21 protein-coding genes are annotated in these 23,649 nt (G+C 64.7%); 8 read left to right on the top strand and 13 right to left on the bottom strand.

The features are described 5' to 3' along the window. Positions 1-49: 49 nt before the first annotated feature. Genes ACZBJS_RS05005 through ACZBJS_RS04985 form a run of 5 tightly spaced genes read right to left on the bottom strand, consistent with a single transcriptional unit; the run spans position 50 to position 4,606 of the window. Positions 50-769: an ABC transporter ATP-binding protein gene (locus ACZBJS_RS05005; RefSeq protein ID WP_057015727.1), complete on the bottom strand. Its 720-nt coding sequence runs from the start codon at positions 767-769 to the stop codon at positions 50-52. Beyond that, the gene (locus ACZBJS_RS05000; protein ID WP_141339460.1) at positions 759-1,487 is read right to left on the bottom strand and encodes an ABC transporter ATP-binding protein; all 729 of its coding nucleotides are present in this window, start codon (positions 1,485-1,487) and stop codon (positions 759-761) included. The genes ACZBJS_RS05005 and ACZBJS_RS05000 overlap by 11 nt, the downstream gene beginning before the upstream one ends. Next, on the bottom strand, positions 1,477-2,397 hold the full coding sequence (locus tag ACZBJS_RS04995; RefSeq protein WP_463438465.1) for a branched-chain amino acid ABC transporter permease: 921 nt from the start codon (positions 2,395-2,397) through the stop codon (positions 1,477-1,479). Before ACZBJS_RS04995 ends, ACZBJS_RS05000 begins: the two co-directional genes overlap by 11 nt. Further along, positions 2,390-3,313 carry a branched-chain amino acid ABC transporter permease gene (locus ACZBJS_RS04990; RefSeq protein ID WP_253640318.1) on the bottom strand — a complete coding sequence of 308 codons (924 nt, stop codon included), beginning with the start codon at positions 3,311-3,313 and terminating at the stop codon, positions 2,390-2,392. The genes ACZBJS_RS04995 and ACZBJS_RS04990 overlap by 8 nt, the downstream gene beginning before the upstream one ends. A gap of 45 nt (positions 3,314-3,358) precedes the next feature. After that, positions 3,359-4,606 (bottom strand): amino acid ABC transporter substrate-binding protein, encoded by a 1,248-nt coding sequence (locus ACZBJS_RS04985; RefSeq protein WP_253640319.1) that lies wholly within the window; start codon positions 4,604-4,606, stop codon positions 3,359-3,361. Positions 4,607-4,837: 231 nt separating this feature from the next. On the opposite strand from ACZBJS_RS04985, the gene ACZBJS_RS04980 reads away from it, so the two are divergent. From ACZBJS_RS04980 to ACZBJS_RS04965, 4 genes are all read left to right on the top strand, one after another. Next, entirely contained in the window at positions 4,838-5,251 is a 414-nt protein-coding gene (locus ACZBJS_RS04980; RefSeq protein WP_016841161.1) for a Zn-ribbon domain-containing OB-fold protein, read from the top strand. A gap of 4 nt (positions 5,252-5,255) precedes the next feature. Next, on the top strand, positions 5,256-6,395 hold the full coding sequence (locus tag ACZBJS_RS04975; protein ID WP_057015757.1) for a thiolase C-terminal domain-containing protein: 1,140 nt from the start codon (positions 5,256-5,258) through the stop codon (positions 6,393-6,395). Positions 6,396-6,504: 109 nt separating this feature from the next. Then, complete coding sequence (locus ACZBJS_RS04970; RefSeq protein WP_018270553.1) at positions 6,505-7,419, top strand: SDR family oxidoreductase; 915 nt, start codon at positions 6,505-6,507, stop codon at positions 7,417-7,419. A gap of 190 nt (positions 7,420-7,609) precedes the next feature. Further along, on the top strand, positions 7,610-8,722 hold the full coding sequence (locus ACZBJS_RS04965) for an SMP-30/gluconolactonase/LRE family protein (RefSeq protein ID WP_461192920.1): 1,113 nt from the start codon (positions 7,610-7,612) through the stop codon (positions 8,720-8,722). A 135-nt stretch (positions 8,723-8,857) separates the two neighbouring features. On the opposite strand, the gene ppc is transcribed toward ACZBJS_RS04965, so the two are convergent. The 3 genes from ppc to ACZBJS_RS04950 form a co-directional block, all read right to left on the bottom strand. After that, positions 8,858-11,665 (bottom strand): phosphoenolpyruvate carboxylase, encoded by a 2,808-nt coding sequence (gene ppc, locus ACZBJS_RS04960; protein ID WP_463438546.1) that lies wholly within the window; start codon positions 11,663-11,665, stop codon positions 8,858-8,860. 292 nt (positions 11,666-11,957) lie between these two features. Further along, positions 11,958-13,502 (bottom strand): acyl-CoA synthetase, encoded by a 1,545-nt coding sequence (locus ACZBJS_RS04955; RefSeq protein WP_463438464.1) that lies wholly within the window; start codon positions 13,500-13,502, stop codon positions 11,958-11,960. Positions 13,503-13,640: 138 nt separating this feature from the next. Beyond that, on the bottom strand, positions 13,641-14,453 hold the full coding sequence (locus ACZBJS_RS04950) for a crotonase/enoyl-CoA hydratase family protein (protein ID WP_076832960.1): 813 nt from the start codon (positions 14,451-14,453) through the stop codon (positions 13,641-13,643). 100 nt (positions 14,454-14,553) lie between these two features. On the opposite strand from ACZBJS_RS04950, the gene ACZBJS_RS04945 reads away from it, so the two are divergent. Further along, positions 14,554-15,429 (top strand): SDR family oxidoreductase, encoded by an 876-nt coding sequence (locus ACZBJS_RS04945; protein WP_225641612.1) that lies wholly within the window; start codon positions 14,554-14,556, stop codon positions 15,427-15,429. A 241-nt stretch (positions 15,430-15,670) separates the two neighbouring features. After that, the gene (locus tag ACZBJS_RS04940; RefSeq protein ID WP_316397852.1) at positions 15,671-17,251 is read left to right on the top strand and encodes a fatty acid--CoA ligase; all 1,581 of its coding nucleotides are present in this window, start codon (positions 15,671-15,673) and stop codon (positions 17,249-17,251) included. A 149-nt stretch (positions 17,252-17,400) separates the two neighbouring features. Here the strand turns inward: ACZBJS_RS04940 and ACZBJS_RS04935 are convergent, their stop codons facing one another. Both ACZBJS_RS04935 and ACZBJS_RS04930 read right to left on the bottom strand, forming a co-directional pair. After that, entirely contained in the window at positions 17,401-17,880 is a 480-nt protein-coding gene (locus tag ACZBJS_RS04935; protein ID WP_316397851.1) for a GFA family protein, read from the bottom strand. A 15-nt stretch (positions 17,881-17,895) separates the two neighbouring features. Continuing rightward, positions 17,896-19,170 (bottom strand): acyl-CoA dehydrogenase family protein, encoded by a 1,275-nt coding sequence (locus ACZBJS_RS04930; protein ID WP_316397850.1) that lies wholly within the window; start codon positions 19,168-19,170, stop codon positions 17,896-17,898. Between the two features lie 220 nt (positions 19,171-19,390). On the opposite strand from ACZBJS_RS04930, the gene ACZBJS_RS04925 reads away from it, so the two are divergent. After that, positions 19,391-20,170, top strand: a complete 780-nt coding sequence (locus ACZBJS_RS04925) for an enoyl-CoA hydratase-related protein (protein WP_076827202.1) — start codon at positions 19,391-19,393, stop codon at positions 20,168-20,170. 191 nt (positions 20,171-20,361) lie between these two features. On the opposite strand, the gene ACZBJS_RS04920 is transcribed toward ACZBJS_RS04925, so the two are convergent. Genes ACZBJS_RS04920 through ACZBJS_RS04910 form a run of 3 tightly spaced genes read right to left on the bottom strand, consistent with a single transcriptional unit; the run spans position 20,362 to position 22,565 of the window. Continuing rightward, on the bottom strand, positions 20,362-20,733 hold the full coding sequence (locus tag ACZBJS_RS04920) for a DUF6285 domain-containing protein (RefSeq protein ID WP_316397849.1): 372 nt from the start codon (positions 20,731-20,733) through the stop codon (positions 20,362-20,364). Positions 20,734-20,793: 60 nt separating this feature from the next. Continuing rightward, a complete protein-coding gene (locus ACZBJS_RS04915) occupies positions 20,794-21,777 on the bottom strand; it encodes a phosphotransferase family protein (protein WP_057015739.1) in 984 nt (327 codons plus the stop codon). Further along, positions 21,774-22,565: an enoyl-CoA hydratase/isomerase gene (locus ACZBJS_RS04910; RefSeq protein WP_018270541.1), complete on the bottom strand. Its 792-nt coding sequence runs from the start codon at positions 22,563-22,565 to the stop codon at positions 21,774-21,776. The genes ACZBJS_RS04915 and ACZBJS_RS04910 overlap by 4 nt, the downstream gene beginning before the upstream one ends. A 151-nt stretch (positions 22,566-22,716) precedes the next feature. Between ACZBJS_RS04910 and ACZBJS_RS04905 the strand changes: the two genes are divergently transcribed. After that, complete coding sequence (locus ACZBJS_RS04905) at positions 22,717-23,499, top strand: SDR family NAD(P)-dependent oxidoreductase (RefSeq protein ID WP_016845858.1); 783 nt, start codon at positions 22,717-22,719, stop codon at positions 23,497-23,499. The last annotated feature ends 150 nt before the right edge of the window (positions 23,500-23,649 follow it).

The following is a 23,649-nucleotide window of genomic DNA, read 5'->3' as shown; positions in this document are numbered from 1 at the left end:
GTCGCGCGAACCGAGGCCGATTTCCAGCCCGCCGGCGCCTCACCTCGCATCACTTCAGCCCGAAATAGGCGCGGTGCAGCTCTTCATTGCCGCTCATCTCGGCAACCGTGCCGGAGAAGCGGATCCGCCCGCCTTCCAGCACGAATACGCGGGTGGCAATCTCGAGAAAACCGATATTTTGCTCCGCGATCAAGAGTGCCAGTCCGCGGCCCTGCAGGCTCGACAAGGCGCGCAGCACCTCCTTGACGAACAGCGGCGACAGCCCGGCCGAGGGCTCATCCATCACCAGCAGCTTCGGCTCGGCCGACAGCGCCTTGGCGATGCCGAGCATCTTTCGCTGACCGCCGGACAGGCTGGACGCGGGATCGCGGCGCTTGTCGCGCAGCACCGGGAACAGGCCGTACAGTTCGTCGACCCGCGCCCCCGGATTGGCATGGCCCAGCGCCTGCGCGCCGACGCGGATATTTTCCTCGATCGACAGGTCGGGAAACACCGCAAGCTCCGACATGTAGGTCATGCCACGCTTCATGCGGTCCGACGAGCGCATCCTGGTGATGTCCTCACCGCCGAGCTTGATGTGGCCGCTGCGGGCCTCGATCAGGCCGACCAGCGACTTCAGGAACGTGGTCTTGCCCGCGCCGTTGGCGCCGAGCAGCAGCACGGTCTCGCCGGGGCGGACGTCGAGATCGACGCCCCACAGCACCTGCATGGTGCCGTAGCCGGCATCGACGCCCCTCGTGTCCAGAAGCGACACCGCATCAGTGGGCATGCTCGCCTCCCAAAAATACCTCGATCACCTGCGGCTCGCGTACCGCGGTCGCCAGCGTGCCCTCGAAGATCTCCTTGCCCGCATTGAGCACGATGACGCGGTCGGTGATCTGTTCGATGAAGCCCATCAGATGCTCGACCACGATGATCGCCATGCCGGTCGCGGCCAAGGCCTTGATGCGGCCGGCGATCCAGTCGAGCTCCGCCGGGTTGAGGCCGGCCGCGAGTTCGTCGAGCAGCAGCAGCCGCGGCCGCGTGGCGAGCGCACGGGTCAGATCGAGCATCTTCTGCTGCGCGCTGTTGAGATCGGCGGCCGGACGGTCGGCGACCTCCTTCAGCCTGAAATCCTCAAGCAGTTCGGCAATCGACGGCGCACCGGTCGCGCCGCCATAGGCCAGCGCCACCTGGATGTTCTCGCGTACCGTGAGCGACAGGAACGGCTTCGGCACCTGGAAGGTGCGGTTGATGCCGCGGTGAACGAGCTTGTGCGAGGCGACGCCGCCGGCGGACACGCTGTCGAACACGACCTCGCCGCCGTCTGGCGCATAGAGACCGGAGATCACATTGATCGCCGTGGTCTTGCCGGAGCCGTTCGGGCCGACCAGCCCGAGGATCTCGCCGGGCACGACGTGGAAGCTGAGGCCATCGAGCGCGTGGAAGCCGCCAAAGCGCTTCACCAGCTTCGAGACCTTGAGGATCGGGGTTTTCTCAGGGGACATGCCACCCCCTGCGGGTTGCCAGCGACACCAGTCCAGAGGGCAGGAACAGCACCAGGCCCATGATCAGGAGACCATAGATCAGCTGGAAATATTGCGGCGTGGTGAAGCCGATCAGATTGTAGATGCCGTAGAGAATCAGCACGCCGACGATCGGTCCGGTGATGGTGGCAACGCCGCCGAACAGCGCGAACACGATCGCGAAGATGCTGAACTCGCCGGAGAACACGTTGTCCGGATAGAACACCGAGACGTACCAGGCATAGATGCCGCCGGCGAGGCCGGCGACCAGCGCCGAGGCGAGCCAGGCAATCACCCGCATCTTCACGATATTGACGCCGGCCATCGAGGCCGACACCGCATCCTCGCGCACGGCCTGCAGCGCCAGCCCGAACGGCGAGTTCTTCAGATAGACCACGGCGCCGACCGTCAGCGCCATCACGACGACCGCGGCATAGTAGGCGTGGGTCGGGTTGAACGTGCCGGTGAGCGACACGCCGTAGGGGCCCTTGGTGATCCCCTCCAGCGCGGGGTTGGCGACGAAATGCAGCACCGCGAGCGAGGCCGCGAGGTTGGCGATCGCGAAATACGCGCCCGACAGCCGCAGCAGCGGCGTCAGCAACAGGCCGAGCGCAACCGCCACGACGCCGCCGACCAGCACGGCGAGCGACGCCGGTGTATGCAGATGCATCACCATGATGGCGAAGCCATAGGCGCCGGCGCCGAAGAAGCCGACATACCCGAACGGCAGATAGCCGGTGAAGCCATAGATGATGTTCACGCCTTGCGCGAGGATCAGGAAGATCACGAAGTTGAACAGCAGCAGATGGTTTTGATAGACGCCGGGCAGCAGTGCGAACACCACCACCAACGGCGCCAGGATGAACAGCAGGTGCTTCGAGGCGTTATGCAACGCGCACCCGCCTTCCGAGCAGACCGCTCGGGCGCAACAACAGGATCACGATCAACAACACATAGGGCAGCAAGTCGGCCCAGGAACTGAGATAGGTCTGCACCAGCATGTAGCAGAGACCGTAGACGACACCGCCGATCGCGGTACCGAGCGGATTGCCCAGCGAACCCAGCACGACGATCGCAAACGACGTCACCGTCGCGTCGGCGCCGAACGCCGGCGTCACCGAGCCGAACATGAAAGGCGCGAACACGCCGGCGACCGCCGCGATGCCGAGCCCGATACCGAACGCCGCCGCCGAGACGCGATCGACATCGATGCCGGTCGCCAATGCCTCGTCGCGCCGTGACATCACGGCGCGGGTCAGGGTGCCGAGCCGGGTGTGGTAGAGATAGAGGTAGACCAGCGCGATCGCGATCAGGCTGGTGATGGCCGCGATCACCCAAGGCGCGGGAAAACCCTGGCCGAAGATCTGGATCGGCCCTGCCCCACCCGCCTTGCCGCCGAACCATTTTACCTTGATGGTCGTGAACACGGTGCCGAGCAGCCGGCTCTGGATCGAGCGCTCGCTGGTGCCGGCGAAGATCGTGGTGACGGCCTCGATCACCTGCGACAGACCGAAGAACAGGATGATCGACAGCATTTCCGGATTGGCCGAGCCCTGCAGCCGCGGCACCAGCACCCAGTACAGCAGCACGCCCACCAGCACGAAGACCACGAAGGCCAGCGGCACCGCGAACAGCGGGTCGATGCCGGCGAGGCCGACCACGCCGAGCGCGATGAAGGCGCCGAGCATCAGGATGTCGCCATGCGCAAGGTTGACGATGCGCATGACGCCGAACACGAGATTGAGACCGATGCCAACCAGGCTGAAATACAGCCCGAACAGCACGCCGGCAACGAGCGCATAGGTCATGCTACCGCTCGCCGCCGACGGTTACGCCTGCCGCACCCACCTGCATCACGGCGCCGGGTAGATCGGCTTGCCGGTGGCGGTCTCGTGCGGATAGATCGAGACGAACTTGATGTGATCGTGCTCGTCGACCGTGAGCTGGCCGAGCGGCGTGAGTTCGCCGATCTGGCCGCCGGTCTCATCCAGCGCGAAGGTGCCGTCCAGCGTCTTGAGCTGGCCGCTGAGCGAGAACACCGCGCGGCGCAGTTCCATCTGGTCGAGGCTGGTCGCTACCGACAGCGTCTTCTCGATCACCAGCGCCGTGGTGTAGCCGGCCACCGCGTTGAAGCCGAACTCCATCTTGCCGTCGTTGTACTTTTTGGTCCAGGCGGCGCGGAAATCCTTCATGTTCATCCCGAAATTGACGGGATAGTCCAATTCGGACGGCGGCACATAGGTCCAGATGTGCTCGAGACCCTTGGCGCCGACGTTCTTCTCGAGCAACTCGGTCTCGAGGCCGGCATAGATCGCGAACAGCATCTTGAACTTGGTGCCGACGTCCTGGACGTTGCGCAGGAAGGCGATGTCGTTCGGCGCATAGCCGAAATGGATCACCGCGTCGGGATTGGCGTTGCTGATGTTGTTGATGATGACGTTGTAGTTGGTGGTCTCGGTCGGAACGCCCTGGTCATAGACGATCTCGATCGGCGCGCCGGACTCCTTGACGAACTTGCGGAACGCGTTGGCCTGGGTGCCGGTGAACTCGTTGGTCGAATAGAGGATCGCGACCTTCCTGATGCCGAGGCCAGGGCCGTCATGGCTGATGAAGTCGGCGACCGGCTTCGGCCACACCGTCGACACCGGATCGGCCATCAGCGCGATGTAGGGATTGTCCTTGGAGAAGAAGCTCGCGCCGGTGCCGGTCTGGTCGAACAGGAACATCTTGTGATCGCGCGCGATCGCAACCGCGGGCGCCGTCAGCACCGATCCGGAATCGGCGACCAGGAGATCGACCTTATCCTGGGTGACGAGCTGATTATAAAGCGTCGAGGCGGTCGCGGTGTTGCTCTGGTCGTCATAGGAGACGAGCTTGATCGGGATCTTCTTGTCGAACGCCTTCACGAAGACGCCGCCCTCGGCGTTCTTCTGCTCGACCCACAATTTCAGCGAGCTGTAGACCGGCATCGAGATCGAGGCGTAGCGCCCCGAGGATGCGTAGAGCGTGCCGATCTTGATCTCCGACGGTGCGTCGGCGGCCATCGCCTGCGTGGCGAATGCGAGGCTGGCAGCGAGTGCCGCGCCGATGATCCTCAGCATGATATGTTCCTCCCGGCTATCTTGAACGTGTCTTGGGCGTATCTTGGACGCGGCCCTTCTACGCGCCGGATCGGAGCGACACAAGCATCGCGGCCTTAGCAATTGTGCGAGGGGCGGAATATGCGGCATGCGCGGGACACAGGCCGCTGCGCGCAGCATGGATGGACCGTTGACGGGCCTTGGTTCAATGTCGCATCAAGACTGTAACGATTTCGGGAGGAGACATCAGACATGGCCGAGCCCGCGCGCGCGAAACCAAAGCCGACACCGGAGACCCAGCATTTCTGGGATGGCACCAAGGCTGGCGAGCTGCGCCTGCAGCGCTGCGATGCCTGCGCCAATGTCTACTTTCCGCCGCGGCCGTTCTGCCCCTCCTGCGCCTCGCGCAAGGTCTCGATCTTCAAGGCCAGCGGCAAGGGCAAGCTCTACAGCTACGTCATCAACCACCGTCCGGCCGCGCCCGGCTTCACGCCGCCTTACGCGATCGCCGTGGTCGAGCTCGACGAAGGCCCGCGCATGATGAGCAACATCATCGACTGTCCGCAGACGCCGGAAGCGCTCGAGCTCGACATGCGGCTCGAAGTCGCCTTCGAGGCGCTCGACGACAAGATCACGCTTCCCTTGTTCCGTCCGGCAAAGGGGTAATGTGATGCGCAGGAACCAGGTTGCCGTCGTCGGTGCGGCCGAAACCACCGAACTCGGCGTCATCCCGAACATGTCGCAGATCCAGCTGCACGCGGACGCGGCGCTGAATGCGATCGCGGACGCCGGCCTGAAGCTGTGCGACATCGACGGCTTCGCTACTGCGGTCGAGACCCCGCAGCAGATGGCGCACTATCTCGGCATCACGCCGACCTGGGTCGACGGCACCTCGGTCGGCGGCTGCTCCTTCATGCTGCATGTTCGCCACGCCGCTGCGGCGATCGAGGCCGGCCTGTGCAAGACCGTTCTGATCACGCATGCCGAAAGCGGCAAGTCGATGATCGGCAAGCAGCCGCGCTTCACGCCGGCCGACAGCCTCAACGGCCAGTTCGAGGCGCCGTTCGGCGTCTACGGGCCGCCGAGCATGTTTCCGATTCCCGTGCTGCGGTTCATGAAGACCCACGGCATCACGCATGAGCAGCTCGCGATGGTCGCGGTGGTGCAGCGCGAATGGGCGGGGAAGAACCCGCGCGCGACCATGAAGGACCCGATCACCGTCGCCGACGTCCTGAACTCGCGGATGATCGCCTATCCGTTCCGGCTGCTGCAATGCTGCCTCGTCACCGACGGCGGCGGCGCGCTGATCCTCACCTCGGCCGACCGCGCCAAGGATTTCCCGAACAAGCCGGTCTACATCCTCGGCACCGGCGAGAGCGTGGAAACGCCGATGGTCAGCCAAATGAAGACGTTCGACTCATCGCGCGCCTTCAAAGTGGCAGGGCGGCTGGCCTTCAAGGAGGCCGGCATCACCCACAAGGACGTCGATCATCTGATGATCTACGATGCATTCGCGCATCTGCCGCTCTACGGCCTCGGCGACCTCGGCTTCATGCCGTATGAGGAGACCGGCAAGTTCATCGCCGACGGCAACACCCGCCCCGGCGGCAAGCTGCCGCTCAACACCAATGGCGGCGGCCTTAGCTACATGCACTCCGGCATGTACGGCATGTACGCGCTGCAGGAGAGCGTGCGGCAGATGCGCGGTATCGCGCCGGCGCAGGTGCCGAACGCAAAGATCTCGGTCTGCCACGGCGTCGGCGGCATGTTCGCCGCAAGTGGCACGATCATCTTTACGAACGAGAAGTAACAACTCCGTCGTTCCGGGGCGCGAGAAGCGCGAACCCGGAACCTCGAGATTCCGGGTCTGGTGCTTCGCACCATCCCGGAATGACGGAGAGCAAACCAGGAGAACCGACATGGCAAAATCACTGCAGGATAAAGTCATCATCGTCACCGGCGCGGGGCGCGGCATCGGCCGCGAAATCGCGCTGCTCTGCGCGGCGGAAGGCGCCAAGGTCGTGGTCAACGATCCCGGCGGCGCCGCCGATGGCGCCGGCACGAGTGCCGCGCCCGCCGAGGAGGTGGTCGAGGAGATCAAGAAGCGCGGCGGCACCGCGGTCGCCAATTTCGAGTCGGTGGCGGAAGCCATTCCCGCCAGCAAGATCGTGAAGACCGCGACCGATCATTTCGGCCGGCTCGACGGCGTCGTCAACAATGCCGGCATCCTGCGCGACATGATCTTCCACAAGATGAGCGTGGAAGCGTTCGAGGCCGTCATCAAGGTGCATCTGATGGGCTCGTTCTATGTCAGCCACGCCGCGGCGCGGATCTATCGCGAGCAGGAGTCGGGCTCCTTCGTGCACTTCACCTCGACCTCCGGCCTGATCGGCAATTACGGCCAGGCCAACTACGCCGCCGCCAAGCTCGGCATCGTCGGCCTGTCGAAATCGATTGCGCTCGACATGGGCCGCTTCAACGTGCGCTCGAACTGCGTGTCGCCGTTCGCCTGGACCCGCATGATCGGCACCATCCCGACCGAGACCGACGCCGAGAAGGCGCGCGTCGAGAAGATCAAGCAGATGGGCCCGGAGAAGATCGCGCCGGTCTGCGCCTATCTGCTCTCGGACGCGGCCAAGGACGTCACCGGACAGATCTTCGGCGTGCGCATGAACGAAATCTTCCTGTTCGGCCAGCATCGTCCGGTGCGCTCGGTTCATCGCGGCGAAGGCTGGACGCCCGAGACCATTGCCGAACACGGCATGCCGGCGCTGAAGGGATCGTTCGCCAAGCTCGACCGCTCGGCCGACGTCTTCACCTGGGATCCGATCTGAACTTGATCTGATCCTCCGATCCGATCTGACAGTTTTATGAAATCGTCGCCTCGGCGAACTCCGCGCGCAATCGCGCGCTAGGCGGGGGCGACACACTCTTTGGTTGTTTCATCATGGCGTGCCCGCATTGTGCCAGAATTGCGGGGGTATGATCGTCCTCCCGATAACAAAAAAGCCTGGGAGGACTTTCGTGACAAATCCAAGCAACATTCAGAAACACGAGGGCGACGGTGCAAAGGCGTTCGACCGTCGGACAATCTTGCGCGGTGCAACCGCGCTTGCTGCAACCGCGATGGCCGCATCCGATGCCGCAGCGCGCGACTTCGGCCCCAACGCGGAGCCGCAGCGCTATCCCGATCCAGACATCGTCGTGATCGACGACAAGCGCTTTAAGGCCAAGGTCGGCAACACCGCGATCAAGCGGCTCTACACCGGCTGCCTGTGGGCGGAAGGCCCGGCCTGGAACGCGCAGGGCCAGTATCTGGTCTGGAGCGATATCCCGGCCAACCGGCAGTTGCGCTATCTCGACGATGACGGCCACATCTCCGAGCAATTCCACAAGCCGTCAAACGAGGCCAACGGCTCGACCTTCGATTTCGAGGGCCGCCAGATCACCGCCGAGCGCACCCGGCTGGTGCGCTACGAGCACGACGGAACCGTCACGCCCTTGGCGGAGCAGGCCAATGGCAGGCAGCTCAACGGGCCGAACGACATGGTCGTGCATCCCAACGACAAGTCGATCTGGTTCACCGACCCCGGCTACGGCGCGATCTCGATCTATGAGGGCCAACTGGCCAACACGGGATCGAAGCAGCCCTACCAGAAGGAAGCCGTCTATCGCATCGATGCTGCGACCGGCCAGATCACCAAGGTCGCGGACGAGCCGTTCAAGCCGAACGGCATCGCCTTCAGCCACGACTACAAGAAGGTCTATGTCTGCGATACCGGCACCACGCATTACCCGAATGCCAAGAACATCGTCTGGCAGTACGACCTCAACGGCGACAAGCTCTCCAACCCGCGCACGCTGATCGACATGACGCTGGACGGCAAGTCAGGCTTCCCGGACGGCCTGCGTGTCGACGTCGACGGCAATATCTGGGTCGGCGCCGGCTGGGTCGGACCGGGCTACGACGGCGTGCAGGTGTTTGCGCCCGACGGCCAGCGGATCGGCCAGATCCTGCTGCCGGAGACCTGCGCCAACCTCACCTTCGGCGGCAAGAAGCGCAACCGCCTGTTCATGACGGCAAGCCAGTCGCTCTACGCGGTCTATGTCGAGACGAAGGGCGCGCACAACTGTTGATCTAACCGTCGTCCCGGCCTGCGCCGGGACCCATAACCACTGCAGTTGGTTGTTGAAGAAAGCTGGGGCCCACATCGTTCACGACACTCCCGGTCGTGGTTATGGGTCCCGGCCTTCGCCGGGACGACAGCGTAGCTAGCCGCTATTCCTCAGCCCCGCCGAAATCCCGTTGATCGTGATCTGAATCCCGCGCAGCACCTGCTCGTCCGGGTTCTGTGCGCGATACTCCTTCAACAGCTCGACCTGCACGTGATTGAGCGGATCCATGTACGGGAAGCGGTTGCGGATGCCGCGCTCCAGCAGCGGGTTGCCCTGCAGCAGCCGGTCATGCCCCATGATGTCGAGCAGCGTCTCGATCGACAGATGCCATTCGCGGCGGATCTGGCCGAAAATCTTCTCGCGCAACGCGACGTCAGGCACCAGCTCGGCATAGCGCGAGGCGATCGCGATCGAGCTCTTCGCCAGCACCATATCCATGTTGGAGAGCAGCGTGCGGAAGAACGGCCATTCCCGATAGAGCTCCTGCAAGAACGCCATGCCCTGCTCCGGATGCTCTGATATCCAGCTCTCGACCGCGCTGCCGAAACCATACCATCCCGGCAGCATCAGCCGGCATTGCGCCCAGGAGAACACCCACGGAATGGCGCGCAGGTCCTCGATCTCGCGGGTCTTCTTGCGCGAGGCCGGGCGGCTGCCGATGTTCATCGTCGCGATCTCGTTGATGACGGTCGAGCCCCAGAAATAATCGGCGAAGCCTTCGGTCTCATAGACAAGGCCGCGATAGGCCTTGAAGGCGAGCGCGGAAATCTCCTCCATCGCCTTGAGATATTCGGGGCGCGGCGCGCTCTGCCGAGGCTGCAGCAGACTGGTTTCCAGCGTCGCCGCGGCGAGGATTTCCAGATTGCTGCGGCCGACCTCGGCATTGGAATATTTCGACGAGATGATCTCGCCCTGCTCCGTGATGCGTATCTGGCCGTTCACGGCGCCGCCGGGCTGCGCGATGATCGCGTCATAGCTCGGGCCACCGCCGCGGCCGACCGAACCGCCGCGGCCGTGGAACAGGCGCAGCCGCACGCCGTGGCGCTCGAACACCTCGACGAGGCCGATCTCTGCCTTGTAGAGCTCCCAACCCGAGGTGACGAAGCCGCCATCCTTGTTGCTGTCGGAATAGCCGAGCATCACCTCCTGCACGCTACCGAGACTGTCGACCAGCTTGCGATAATCGTGCAGCACCAGCATGCGGTCCATGATGCCGCTGGAGGCCTGCAGATCCTCGATGGTTTCGAACAGCGGCACGATGTTGACGGCGCTGCGGCCGGACGGATTGACGAGCCCGACCTCCTTCAGCAGCACCGCGACCTCGAGCATGTCGGACATGCCCTGGCACATCGAGATGATGCATTGGGAGATCACCTCCGGCCCGAACCTGGCATGCGCCTCGGCCGCGGCTCGGAACACGGCGAGCTCGCTCTGGGTCTCCCCGGAATATTTCACGAAGGGCGAGGCTAGCGGCCGTGCATTGCGCAGCTCGCCCAGCAGCAGGCTGACGCGGGCGTCCTCGCCGAGCGCCAGATAGGACATCCCCGGATTGGCGGTGTCGAACAGTTCGGCGATGGTGCGCTCGTGCACCGCCGAGTTCTGGCGGATGTCGAGTCGCGCCAGATGGAAGCCGAAGCAATCCACCGCCCGCCGCAACAGCCGCAGCCGGCCGCGCGCGATCACGCTGGAATTGTTCGCAATCAGCGAGCGGTTGAGCACGTCGAGATCGGCCTGGAATTCCCTGGCGCGCGCATAGGGCTCGGCCTTGCCGACCGGCGGCCGCGTGGTCTCGACCTCGAGCCGGGAGGCTGTCGCCGCAAGTCTCGCATAGATGCCCGAAACGGCCAGACGATACGGCTCGCCGCTGCGATGCGGTGAGGTGTCGGGCGAACGCTCGGCGAGGCTCCGCAGCTCGTCCGAGACGTCGGCGAGATGCGCCGCCAGCGACAATTCGGCGCCAAGCGCATGCAGCTCCTCGAGGTAGAAGTTGAGCGCCTGGCTCGACTGCAGGCGCAGCGTGCCGCGCATCACCTCCGCGGTGACAAAGGGATTGCCGTCGCGATCGCCGCCGATCCAGCTTCCCATCCTGAGGAAGGAAGCGAGTTCACCGGCCTCGCCACCCTCCTTGTTCAGGCGATCCTCCAGCGCGCAATGCAGCCGCGGCACCTCCTGCAGGAAGGTGTAGTCGTAGAACGACAGGCCGTTGGCGACCTCGTCGAGGACGGTCAATTTGGTCCGGCGCAGCAGATTGGTCTGCCACAGCGTCACCACGGCGCGGCGAAGCTGCTCGTCGCTGGCCTCGCTTTCGTCCGGCGTCATCTGCAGCCGCTCGCGGCGGTCGAGCAGATCCGCGATCTCCATCTCGCGATCCATCGTGCTCTTGCGGCGGACCTCGGTCGGATGCGCGGTTAATACCGGGCTGACCAGCGCGCTCCGGAAGAAGCTGCGCAAATCGGCCGGGCTGATGCCGGCCTGGCGGGCATGCACCAGCGTCTGTTCCAGCGTGCTCGGCCGCGGCGCCCCGCTCGGCCCGCGGCTGCGCATCTGGCGGATGTTGTTCTGGTCCTCGGCGATGTTGGCGAGATGGGAGAAATAGCTGAAGGCGCGGACGATCTGCAGCGTCTCGGCAATCGACATGCCGTCGAGGATGCTCTCCAGTTCCCGTCGCGCCAGCTTGTCCTCGTCGCGATGGAAGCGAACCGAGGTCTGGCGGATGCGCTCGACTAGGTCGAATACGTCGGCCCCTTCCTGGTCGCGCACGGTGTCGCCGAGGACGCGCCCCAAAAGGCGGATGTCGTTCCGGAGCCGCGCATCCTCCTCCTGCGCAGTCGCTTCCAGAAGGCTGGCCTCTGCGGCACGCTTGGCGCGGATTTCGGTCTCGGACGGCATGGTCTGGGGAGGCATTACCTGGGGAGACATGGCTCGGCTACTCCGGAGGCTGCCCGGCTCCTCCCGAGTGTGCGCTTTTTTTGCCGCAGCGCAAGATGAACTTGGTGGCGGTGCACACTCACCAACGCCGTCCCGGCGAAAGCCGACCCATAACCACCGGCGGCTGCGGTCGAAGCAAGCTGGGGCTACTGCAGCGCGCAACACGGAGATTGGTGGTTATGGGTCCCGGGTCGCGCGGAGCCTGTCATCGGGCGGCGCTTCGCGCCGACCCGTTGGCTTGCCCGGGACGACGGCGAGTTTTGTGGCGCTAGATCCTCCGCCCCGCTCGCTCCCAATACGGATCGCGCAGCCGGCGCTTGAAGATTTTTCCGGAATCCTCGCGCGGCAGGCTGGTCTGGATCTCGATGTGCTTGGGCACCTTGTAATCGGCGAGCGCGGTCTTCAGCTGGGCGCGGACGGAGGCGATGTCGAGCGCGACGCCGGGCTGCGGCTCGACCACCGCCATCAGCGCCTCGCCGAACTCGGCATCGGGAATGCCGAACACCGCACAGTCGTGCACGCCGGTGACGGCATGCAGCACCGCCTCGATCTCGGCCGGATAGATGTTGACGCCGCCCGAGATCACCATGTCGCGCTTGCGATCGCAGATGAAGACGTAGCCGTCGGCATCGATATAGCCGACGTCGCCCGAGGTAATGAATCCCTGCCGGTCGATCTCGGCGCGCTTCTCGGCCTTGTTGTGATAGGTGAAATCGGGATTGCCCTTGATCCGCGAATAGATCTCGCCGATCTGGCCCTGCGGCACCTCCTTGCCGTCGTCGCCGATGAAGCGAAGCTCGGCACCGGGCGAGATCTTTCCGACCGTGCCGGGCTTCTTCAGCGCGTCCTCGGAATTGGCGAAGGTCACCGCGCCTGACTCGGTCGAGCCGTAGAACTCGTAGATCACCGGCCCCCACCATTCGATCATGGCGCGCTTGACATCGGGCGGACAGGGCGCGGCGGCATGGATGATATGGCGCAGCGACGACATGTCGTACTTCCAGCGCACCTCCTCTGGCAGCTTCATCAGGCGGATGAACATCGTCGGCACCATGAAGATGGTGTCGATCCGCTCGCGCGCGATCAGCTGCAGAAACTCCTCCGCGTCGAAGCGCGGCATCAGCACCAGCGCGCCGCCGAGCTTGCCCGAGCGCAAGCCGAAGGAATTCGGCGCGGAATGGTAGAGCGGTCCGGGCAGGATCGCGCGTGCACCGGGCTTCAGGCCGTAGATCATCGCGCGCATTGCTTCCGCATTGGCGGTCTGCTCCGGCGTCGGCGCGAAGCGGCGCACGCCCTTGGGATGGCCTGTGGTGCCCGAGGTGTAGATCATGTTCTGCGGCTGCGGCACCACCGGGCCGTCATAGCGCGGGAACTGCGCCAGCCAGGCTTCGAAATCGATCGCGAAATCCGGTGTCGCCAGATGATCGGGATTGATCTTGTAGTTGGCGAGGATTTCCGGTGGCGTCGGCACGCTGAGCACGATGACGCCGGGCGGGATCGCGCCGCGCAGCGGATGCAGCATGTCGGCATGACCGATCAGGACGCGCGTGCCGGAATCCGTCAGCACGTAGTTGATCTCCTCCGGCTTGAAGTGCCAGTTGATCGGCACGCCATAGGCGCCGAGCCGCATCGCGGCATAGGCAGCCTCGATGAAGGCGATGTCGTTGCGCATCAGCATGCAGACGCTGTCGCCCGGCTTGACGCCGAGCTCGTTGAGGCCGCTGGCAATACGGTCGGCGCGCTCGGCCACTGCAGCGTGATCGCGCCGGCGACCGCCGCTGACGATGCCGAGGAAGGGCTGGGACGTTTCCATTGTCGTTGTCCGATCTTTCGTCGGGTTAAATGTCATTCCGGGGCGCGCAGAGCGCGAACGCGGAATCTCGAGATTCTCCGGTGCGCAATTGCGCACCATGGTTCGATGCTGCGCACCGCTGCGGAATGACTGCGGTCGTTACCCCGCATCCACAAACCTTGGCGCGCGCTTCTCCAGATTGGCGCGCACGGATTCGGTCTGGTTCGGGCTGCCGAGCAATTTCTGCTGCTCGACCGATTCCGCGAGCAGCGCGGCCGCCGGGTCGACCGACAGATTGTTGAGCATGCGCTTGGCGGCACGGATCGCATCCGGGCTCTTGCCGGCGATTTCGCGCGCGACCTCGAGCGCCGCGGCGCGCGGATCGTCGCAGACGCGGGTGGCAAGGCCGTAACTTTGGGCCTCCTGCGCCGAGAAGATGCGGCCGGTATAGGTGAGCTCGCGCAGGATGTCGTCGCGCACGAGGCTCGCCAGAATCGGCGTGCCCGCCATGTCGGGCACAAGACCCCATTTGATTTCCATGATCGACATCCGCGCATCCTGCGAGAGGAAGCGCATGTCGGCGCCGAGCGCGAGCTGGAAGCCGCCGCCGAACGCGACACCGTGGACCGCTGCGATCACGGGCACCGGAAGCTGGCGCCAGCCCCAGACCGCCTGCTGCGGGAAATTGGCCTTGCCGTGGGTGCGGACGGTGAGATCGCGCTTCTCGCCGCCCGGCACTCCGTTACCGCCGTCCTTCATGGCGGCGAAACGGCCCATGTCGAGCCCGGCGCAGAACGCCCGGCCCTCGCCGGACAGCACCACCACCCGAACGGCTTTTTCCCTGGAAAGCCGGTCGGTTGCGGCCACCAATGCCTCGAACATCGCGGCGTCGAGCGCGTTCATCTTGTCCGCCCGCACCAGGCGGACATCGGCGATACCGTCCGAAATCGATATCGAAACGCGATCTTCCATTGAAATCTCCTCCGCTGTTCCTTGTTGGCGCTTTACACAAAGGCCGTTGTCCGCTTTTAGTCAATCGACCAATTAACTGACAACCCCCGTGGAGGAAACGATGTTCTCTGATCAGCTTCTTGCCGGGCGGCGCATACTGGTAACCGGTGGTGGCACCGGCCTCGGCAAGTCCATGGCCTCGCGGTTCCTGCAGCTCGGGGCAGAGGTGCATATCTGCGGCCGCCGCAAGAGCGTCTGCGACGAAACCGCGACCGAGCTGATGGCCGAGTATGGCGGGCGCGTGGTCAGCCACGGCGTCGATATCCGCAACGCCATGGCGGTCGACGAGATGATCGAGGCGATCTGGACCACCAGCGGCCCGCTGACCGATCTGATCAACAACGCCGCCGGCAATTTCATCTCGCGCTCGGAAGAATTGTCGCCGCGCGGCTTCGATGCGGTCGCCAACATCGTGATGCACGGCACCTTCTACGTGACGCACGCGGTGGGCCGGCGCTGGATCGCCGGAGGGCATCGCGGCAACGTGGTGTCGATCACCGTGACCTGGGTGCGCAACGGCTCGCCTTACGTGGTGCCATCGGCGATGAGCAAGTCGGCGATCCACGCCATGACCATGTCGCTCGCCATCGAGTGGGGTCGTCACGGCATCCGCCTGAACACCATCGCGCCCGGCGAGATCCCGACCGAGGGCATGAGCAAGCGCATCAAGCCCGGCGACGAGGCCGGTGCGCGCACCAAGGCGATGAACCCGATGGGCCGCGTCGGCACCATGGAGGAATTGCAGAACCTCGCGGTGTTCCTGATCTCCGGCGGCTGCGACTGGATCAACGGCGAGACCATCGCCATGGACGGCGCGCAGGCGCTCGCGATGGGCGGCAATTTCTATCAGCTCCGCGACTGGAGCGACGACGACTGGACCAAGGCGCGCGAGTCGATCAAGGCGCAGAACGAGAAGGATCGCGCGGCGCGGGGCTGAGGCCCGCGCTTGCTCCTCAATCACTACTGTCGTCCCTGCGAAAGCAGGGACCCAAACCACCGCTGCGCGTTGTTGAGCTCGTTGTGGCCCCAGCGTCGCGCCACATACAGATTCGTGGTTATGGGTCCCGGCCTTCGCCGGGACGACGATGTTGAAACAGCGCGGCCAATTCCTCCGTATTGTTTTTCCCGCGCGATGCCGCCACACTCCGTGCAACCAAAACAAGACGTCACGGGGGAACATGTCCGACGCGCAGAAACTAACCAATCTTGCCGACATGGTGCGCGAGCGCGCCAAGAGCCGCGGCGATGCGCTGGCCTATGAATTCGAGGGACGGCAAACCAGCTTCGCCGGGTTCGACATCAAGACCAACCGCGTCGCCAACGCGCTGATCGCGATGGGCGTCGAGAAGGGTGAGCGCATCGCCTATCTCGGCAAGAACAGTGACTTCTATTTCGAGCTGTTGATGGGCGCGATGAAGGCCGGTGTGGTGATGGCGCCGGTGAACTGGCGCCTTGCAGGCCCCGAAGTCGCCTTCATCGTCGACGACTGCAAGGCCCCCGTCCTGTTCGTCGGCCCCGAATTCATCACGCAGGCGCGCAACATCCGCGACAACCTGCCGAGCGTTCGCACCATCATCACGACCGAGGGCGGCGCGCCGGAATGGCCCGACTTCGTCGCCTGGCGCGATGCGCAGGGCGGCGACGACCCGCGCGTTGCGATCGAGCCGAAGGACATCGCGATCCAGCTCTACACCTCGGGCACGACGGGCAAGCCGAAAGGCGCGATGCTGTCACACGCCAATTTCCTCAACCTCGTGCAAAGCGGCAACGAGGCCGAGAAGCCGGAGTGGAACCGCTGGACCACCGACGACGTCTCGCTGGTCGCGATGCCGATCTTCCACATCGGCGGCTCCGGCTGGGGCGTGATGGGCCTCTATCACGGCGCCCGCGGTGTAATCGCGCGCGAGTTCGACCCGACCAAGGTGCTCGACTTCTTCGAGCAGTCCGGCATCACAAAGCTGTTCATGGTGCCGGCGGCGATGCAGTTCGTGGTGCGGCAGCCGCGCGCGCGGCAGGTCGACTTCTCCCGCCTGAAATACATGCTCTATGGCGCCTCACCGATTCCGGCGGCGCTGCTGAAGGAGTGCATCGAGGTCTTCAAATGCGGCTTCGTGCAGATGTACGGCATGACCGAGACCACCGGCACCATCGTCGCGCTGCCGCCGGAAGACCATATCGAAGGGCTCGACCGCATGCGCTCCGCCGGCAAGGCGCTGCCCGGCATCGAGCTTGCGATTCTCGATCCGGACGGCAAGCCGCTGCCGCCGGGCGAAGTCGGCGAAATCGCCACCCGCTCCGGCTCCAACATGGCCGGCTACTGGAATCTGCCCGAGGCCACCGCGCGCACCATCGACAGCGACGGCTGGCTGCGCACCGGCGACGCCGGCTACATGGACAAGGACGGCTATCTCTACATCCACGACCGCATCAAGGACATGATCATCTCCGGCGGCGAGAACATCTATCCGGCCGAGGTCGAGAGCGCGCTGTGCGACCATCCGGACGTGGCGGAAGCCGCCGTGATCGGCATCCCCGACGACAAATGGGGCGAGGCGGTGAAGGCGGTGGTGGTGATGAAGCCGGGAAAGACTGCGACCGCGGCCGACATCATCAACTTCACGCGCGAGCGGATCGCCGGCTACAAGACACCGAAATCGGTCGACTTCATCCCGGCGCTGCCGCGCAACCCGTCGGGCAAGATTTTGCGGCGGAGCCTGCGTGAACCGTATTGGGCGGGCAAGGACCGGCAGGTGAATTAGCCCTCGCTGTCGTCCCGCGAAGGCCGGGACCCATAACCATCGTTGTTCATTGTCTGTCGACGCTGGGGCCACATCTCGTTCAACCAATAGCCGACTGTGGTTATGGGTCCCTGCTTTCGCAGGGACGACGGTGGAGGGAGTGTCGCACTTCACTTCTTCCCCGTCCTCTCCCGCAAGACGCGCCACCGCTCCTGCGCCTCTTTCGGCCAGACCTCTTTCCGATCGTAATACTCGGCGAACACTTTCGCGCCCGGCGGGAACGTCACCCAGGGCTGCTTCGACGAGGTGAAGATGTGAGCATCCGGCGGGCACTGGCTCGGATCATCCAGCGTGCCGACGCGGACGAAGCGTACCGCCGGTCCCGCGCCCGGATAGTTGCTCCACACCGCGACCTTGCAGATGGAGCAACGCGCGATCTTCTGTCCCTTGCCGCTCGCCGAGGGCGTGTCGACGATCTCGGGCTCGGCCGCGATATGCTCGACCCGCTCGGCCTCGTACAACGCGTTGAGCGCGTGCACGGTGCCGGTCTCGCACTGGCACCAGGTGCAGTGGCAGGCGTGCACGATCAGCGGCCTGCCGGTCAGGCGGTAGCGGACGTTTCTGCAGGTGCATCCACCTTCCATGCTCATGCCGCCTCCTCTGCGTTAGTGCTTGCCGGCTCCCATGTAGCCGAACAGGAAGCCCGCCACCTTGCGCTTCTGGATCTCCTCGCTGCCTTCCGTGATGCGATAGCGGCGGTGATGGCGGTAGATGTGCTCGAACGGCTTGTGGCGCGAATAGCCCATGCCGCCATGCACCTGCATCGCGCGGTCGGCGGCTTCGCAGCACAGACGGTTTGCCCAGAAATTGCACATCGAGACCCGGTCGGACAGCGTGTGCTCGACCTGCGCCTGGGTCAGTTGATCCATCTCCCAGGCGGTCTTGCGGATCAACAGCCGCAGCATCTCGCCCTGGGTCGCGAGCTCGACCAGCGGCCACTGGATCGCCTGGTTCTCGGCCAGCGCCTTGCCGAACGGCTTGCGCTCGCGAGCATATTTCACGCTCTCATTGATGCAGTACACCGCGGCGCCGAGCGAGCTCGCCGCCTGGCGGATGCGGTTCTCGTGCACGAAGCATTGCGCCAGCGACAGGCCGCGGCCGACCTCGCCGAACTGCGCATCCTCCGGCACGAACACATCGGTGAAGCTGACCCGCGGATGGTCGGTCGGCATGTTGAAGGTCCACATATACTCTTCGACCTTCACCCCCGCCGATTTCGCCGGCACCAGGAAGCAGCTGATGCCGCGCGCGTCGCCGTCATTGCCCGAGGTGCGGGCAAACAGCGCACAGTGGGTGGCGACATGCATGCCTGTCGTCCACATCTTCTCGCCGTTGATGATCCAGCCCTTGACGTTGTCGCGCGTGGCCTGAACCGCTTTGGTTTCCATATGGGTGGCGTCCGAGCCGTGCTCGGGCTCGGTCAGACCGAACGTGATGCGGTACTTGCCGGTGATCGAGCCGTCGATCATCGCCTTCTGCTCGTCGGTTCCGTAGCGGTCGAGCATGGTCACGATCGGCAGATTGCCGACGATCGAGTGTTCGTTCTGCAGGTCGTTGTGCAAACCGAGACCCTTTGAGGCAAAATGTTCGCGGATCACGGCCATCCACAGGTTGGAGCCGTCCTTGCCGCCATAGCGCTTCGGGATCGCGAAGCGCAGATGGCCGGCGGCATCGGCCAGGTTCTTGGCCTTGCGCAGCAAGAGCTCCCATTCATGGCGCGGCAGGCCGCCCTTGTCGAAATCGGTGCGCGCCCATTCACGGCGATGGTCGAAGAAGCGGATGTTGTCGTCAGCCTCTTCCAGCGGCTTGATCTCGCGTTCGATGAAGCGATCGAGCTCAGCGAGATAGGCTGTCAGGTCAGCCGGCAAGTTGAAATCCAAGGCGGTCTCTCCCGGAAATATTGTTGATTCTGATTTTGCGTCTAGACGCTGTCGCGCATCCGCGTTCGGATCGATTAAGGTGAGAAGCCTGTCGCCAAGTCAAGCAGGCGAGCGAGGCTTGCACGCGCGGTCGCCTTGCGTAATTGGATGGCACGGAACGACGCGCAGGCGCTAGGATATCAGCAATATTCTTCGCCGCAGAAAATCGACGGGAGCAAACATGGATCTGAAATTCTCCAAGGTGACGCGCAGGGGTCCCATCACCATCGTGACGCTGTCGCGGCCCGAGGTCTACAACGCGCTGCATATCGACGCGCATTTCGAGCTCAACAAGGTGTTCGACGAGTTCTCCGCCGATCCCGAGCAGTGGGTCGCGATCGTCACCGGCGCCGGCGACAAGGCGTTCTGCGCCGGCAACGACCTGAAATGGCAGGCTGCCGGAGGCAAGCGCGGCTGGGACAAGGGCGGCTTCGCCGGCCTGACCACCCGCTTCGACTGCGACAAGCCGATCATCGCCGCAGTCAACGGCGTCGCGATGGGCGGCGGCTTCGAGATCGCATTGGCCTGCGATCTGATCATCGCTTCCGAGAATGCGACCTTCGCCCTGCCCGAGCCGCGCGTCGGCCTCGCTGCGCTGGCCGGCGGCCTGCACCGGCTGCCGCGCCAGATCGGGCTGAAACGCGCCATGGGCATGATCCTGACCGCCCGCCATGTCAGCGCCAAGGAAGGCCTCGAACTCGGCTTCGTCAACGAGGTGGTGCCGCAGGGCGAGGCGCTGGCAGCCGCCGAGCGCTGGGCCGAGACCATCACCAAGAACTCGCCGATGTCGATCCGCGCCTCCAAGCAGGCGATCCAGAAGGGTCTCGAAGTCTCGCTCGAGCAGGCACTGGCCGAGCAGCGCGACTATCCGGCGGTGAAGGCGATGGCCGCCTCGCAGGATTACATCGAGGGCCCGAAGGCGTTTTCGGAGAAGCGCCCGCCGAAGTGGCTGGGGCGGTAGCACGTCCCTTCTGTCATTCCGGGGCGATGCGAAGCATCGAACCCGGAATCTCGTCATTCCGGGTCTGGTGCTGACGCACCATCCCGGAATGACGGCAATCCTCTCATGACGACGTAGGATGGGTAGAGCGTAGCGAAACCCATCGAGGCTTGGCGCGTGGTCCTGATGGGTTTCGCTTCGCTCTACCCATCCTACTTTCCGAGCTCCCGCTTGTAGGACGCGTAGTTCGGCTGGTCGACGGCGAGCTTGTCCATCGTGGTCTGCCAGAGATGCTCCGATAGCCCCGGCGTTTTCAGATCGACCTCGCCACCTGCGATCTTCTCCGACAGCACGCGGTTCAGCTCCATCAGCGTCCCGTCGGTGCCCAGCAATTGCTTCAGCCGCGCGGCCTCGGTCGCATCGCCGGCCTCGGCGAGCGCGAGCTGCCGCGTCACCAGGTCGAGCGCGTTGATGCCGACGCGCAGCTTGAAGCCGTGGTGCCCCTTGATCGCGGGCGCGATCTCGCTGCGCAGGAAGTCGGCGACGGCCTTGATCAGTTCGGTGGGTGTCGGTTCGTCCTGCATGTCACTTGCTCTCTTTCTTGCGCATGATCGATTCCGAAGACCGGTCTCCACGTTCCGGGATCATGCGCGCGGCGCCAGCAACCGCAGCAGATCGATCTCGGTCTCCGACGCGCGCCGCCCGATCATCGCGCGCTCCATCGAGTGATCCGGGCCGCTTCGGAAGCGCTGCATCATGCCGCAACACATCACGCCCCAGCGCAGCGTGCCCATCACTTCCCAGAACATCACGCGCTCGGGGTCGGCCCTGCGGCCGGCTTCCTCATAGCCCGCGAACAAATCTTCGCGCGTGCCGAAACCGCCGACCGGCTTGTCGATCTCGCCGAAGCGCCATGAGTTGACGCAGATCCATCCGAGATCCTCCATCGGATCGCCGGTATGCGCGAGCTCCCAGTCGAGCACCGCGCGCACCCCGTCGGGACCGATGATCAGATTACCGTGGCGGAAATCGCCATGCACCAGCGTCGTCTCCGACGACGGACCGGGATCGTGATCGCGCAGCCAGCGCAGCGCCAATTCGAACACCGGCCGCGGCCAGTTGAAGCTGTGATACTCGCGGGAGAGATCCTCGATCTCCCTGGTCGCGGTCAGGCTGCGCAGCTTCGGCAGCTTGGCCTTCGGCAGGCCATGGATGCCGGCGATGACGCGGCCGAGCTGGCGGGCGAGAATCGGCCGCGCGCCGGCAAATCCCTCGTCGCGCAAAATTTTCCGCGCGATGGTCTCGCCTTCGACCCGCGCCATGATGAAGCCGCGGCCAAGGCCGTCCTCCGGCCTCAAGACATGCATCACCTTCGGCGACGGCAGGCCCGCGTCATGCGCGAGCTGCATCAGCGTCGCCTCGGCATCGAGGCCGGCGGCGCGGCCCGGCGCGGCACCGTAGCCCGGCGGCGCGCGGCGCAGGATCGCGCCGACAGTGCCGTTCGGGTGCACGATGTCGAACGACCAGGTCTCCTGGCTGGCGCCGCCGGAGAGTTTTGCGGCGCCGGTGACGCCGGTCGCGCCGGGATGAAACGAGGCGACGCAGCGGGTGAGTTCGGTCTCGATCATTTGCCCTTGAACTTCGCCGGCCGCTTCTCGAGGAATGCGGTGACACCTTCCTTGAAATCCTCGGCGCTGCCGGCAAGGCGCTGCGACTCGAATTCCAGATTGAGCTGATCCTCGAGGGTATTTTCCGGGCTGTCCCAATAGAGCTTTCGGATCAGCGACAACGCCACCGTCGGGCCGTTGGCGAGATCGTGCGCGAGCTTCATGGTTTCTTCCATCAGCGCGGCGTCGTCATAGACGCGGTTGACGAGACCCCACTCCAGCGCCTTCTCGGCCGGCAGCCGCTCGCCGAGCAGCGACAGCTCGACCGAGCGCGCCTTGCCGATCAGCCGCGGCAACAGCCAGGTCGAGCCGCAATCCGGCACCAGGCCGATGCGGCGGAACGCCTGCAGGAAATAGGACGAGCGCGCGCACAGGATGAGGTCGCCCATCAGGGCGAAGCTCATGCCGGCGCCGGCGGCCGGGCCGTTCACCGCCGTCACGATCGGACAGTGCAGCTTACGCAATCGGCGCAGGAACGGATGGAACGCGGTCTCCAGCGCCGCGCCGGCATTGCTCTTGCCGGGCTTCTGCTGGTTGCGGCCCTGCAGATTGGCGCCGGTGCAGAAGGCACGGCCCGCGCCCGTGATCACCAGGCAGCGCACCTCGTCGCGCTTGTCGTCGATCGCATCGAGCGCCTCGGCAAGCCCGCCCAGCATGTCGATCGAGACCGCGTTCATGACTTCCTGGTGGTCGAGCCTCAGGATCGCGACCGATCCATCGAAGTCGAGCGTGACGTGTTTGAACTGCATGGTTTCCTCTTCACCTTGTTTCGGCGGCGGGTACCGCGGTAGGTCGATGCTTCGACCCATATTTGATTTTTGTGCCGGGCTTGTCCATGGTCGGCGGCAAGCCCATCCGTGAACGCGTGATTAGCGCGCACCAAACCAAATGGAAACCCCAATGAGTGGCATCTTCGATCTCACCGGCCGCGTCGCTGTCATCACCGGCGGCAATGGCGGCATCGGCCTCGGCATCGCGCAGGCGCTGAACGCCGCCGGCTGCAACGTCTCGATCTGGGGCCGCAACGCGGAAAAAAATGCCAACGCCGCGGCCTCGATGAAGGCCGGCCCAGGCAAGGTCGCGACGCAATTCTGCGACGTCAGCGATCCCGGCTCGGTCAAGACCGCGATGAAGGCGACGCTGGACACCTTCGGCCGCGTCGACGGCTGCTTCGCCAACGCCGGCATCGGCGGCGGCGGACGTAGAGCCTTCATCGACCGCACCGAGGAGGAATGGCGCAAGATGTTCGCGACCAACCTCGACGGCGTGTTTCACGTATTCCAGGCTGCGGCACGCCACATGACCGACCGCGCCGAGGCCGGCGACAAATTCGGCCGGCTGGTCGCGACCTCGAGCCTCGCCTCGCTGTTCGGCACCGCGCGCAACGAGCACTATGCCGGCACCAAGGCGGCGCTGAATGCGCTGTGCCGTGCGCTCGGCGTCGAACTCGCGCGCCACGGCGTCACCGCGAACGCGATCCTGCCGGGCTGGATCAAGAGCGACATGACCGCCGGCATCATGGCCAACGACAAGTTCGTCGCCAATGTGATGCCGCGCATCCCCCTGCGCCGCTTCGGCGAGCCAAGCGATTTCGGCGGCATCGCCGTCTACATCATGAGCAAGGCGTCGTCCTATCATACGGCGGATTGCTTTGTGATCGACGGCGGGTACACGGCGTTCTAGCCCGGCTCTTGCCGCATCAACGCCGTCGTCCCGGCGAAGGCCCATAGGCGCTAAAATAGGATTTGCGCCTTGGCTTCGCTTGTGATTCCAAGATGGAATGGCACACGAATCGCTTGTGAACAAAGATTGGGCGCGCGTTGTCGCCCGACT

It is taken from the genome of Bradyrhizobium sp. KZN70725, from assembly GCF_055264925.1.
Note: the sequence above shows the minus strand (reverse complement) of the source record. Positions and strands in the feature narration are given on the sequence as shown.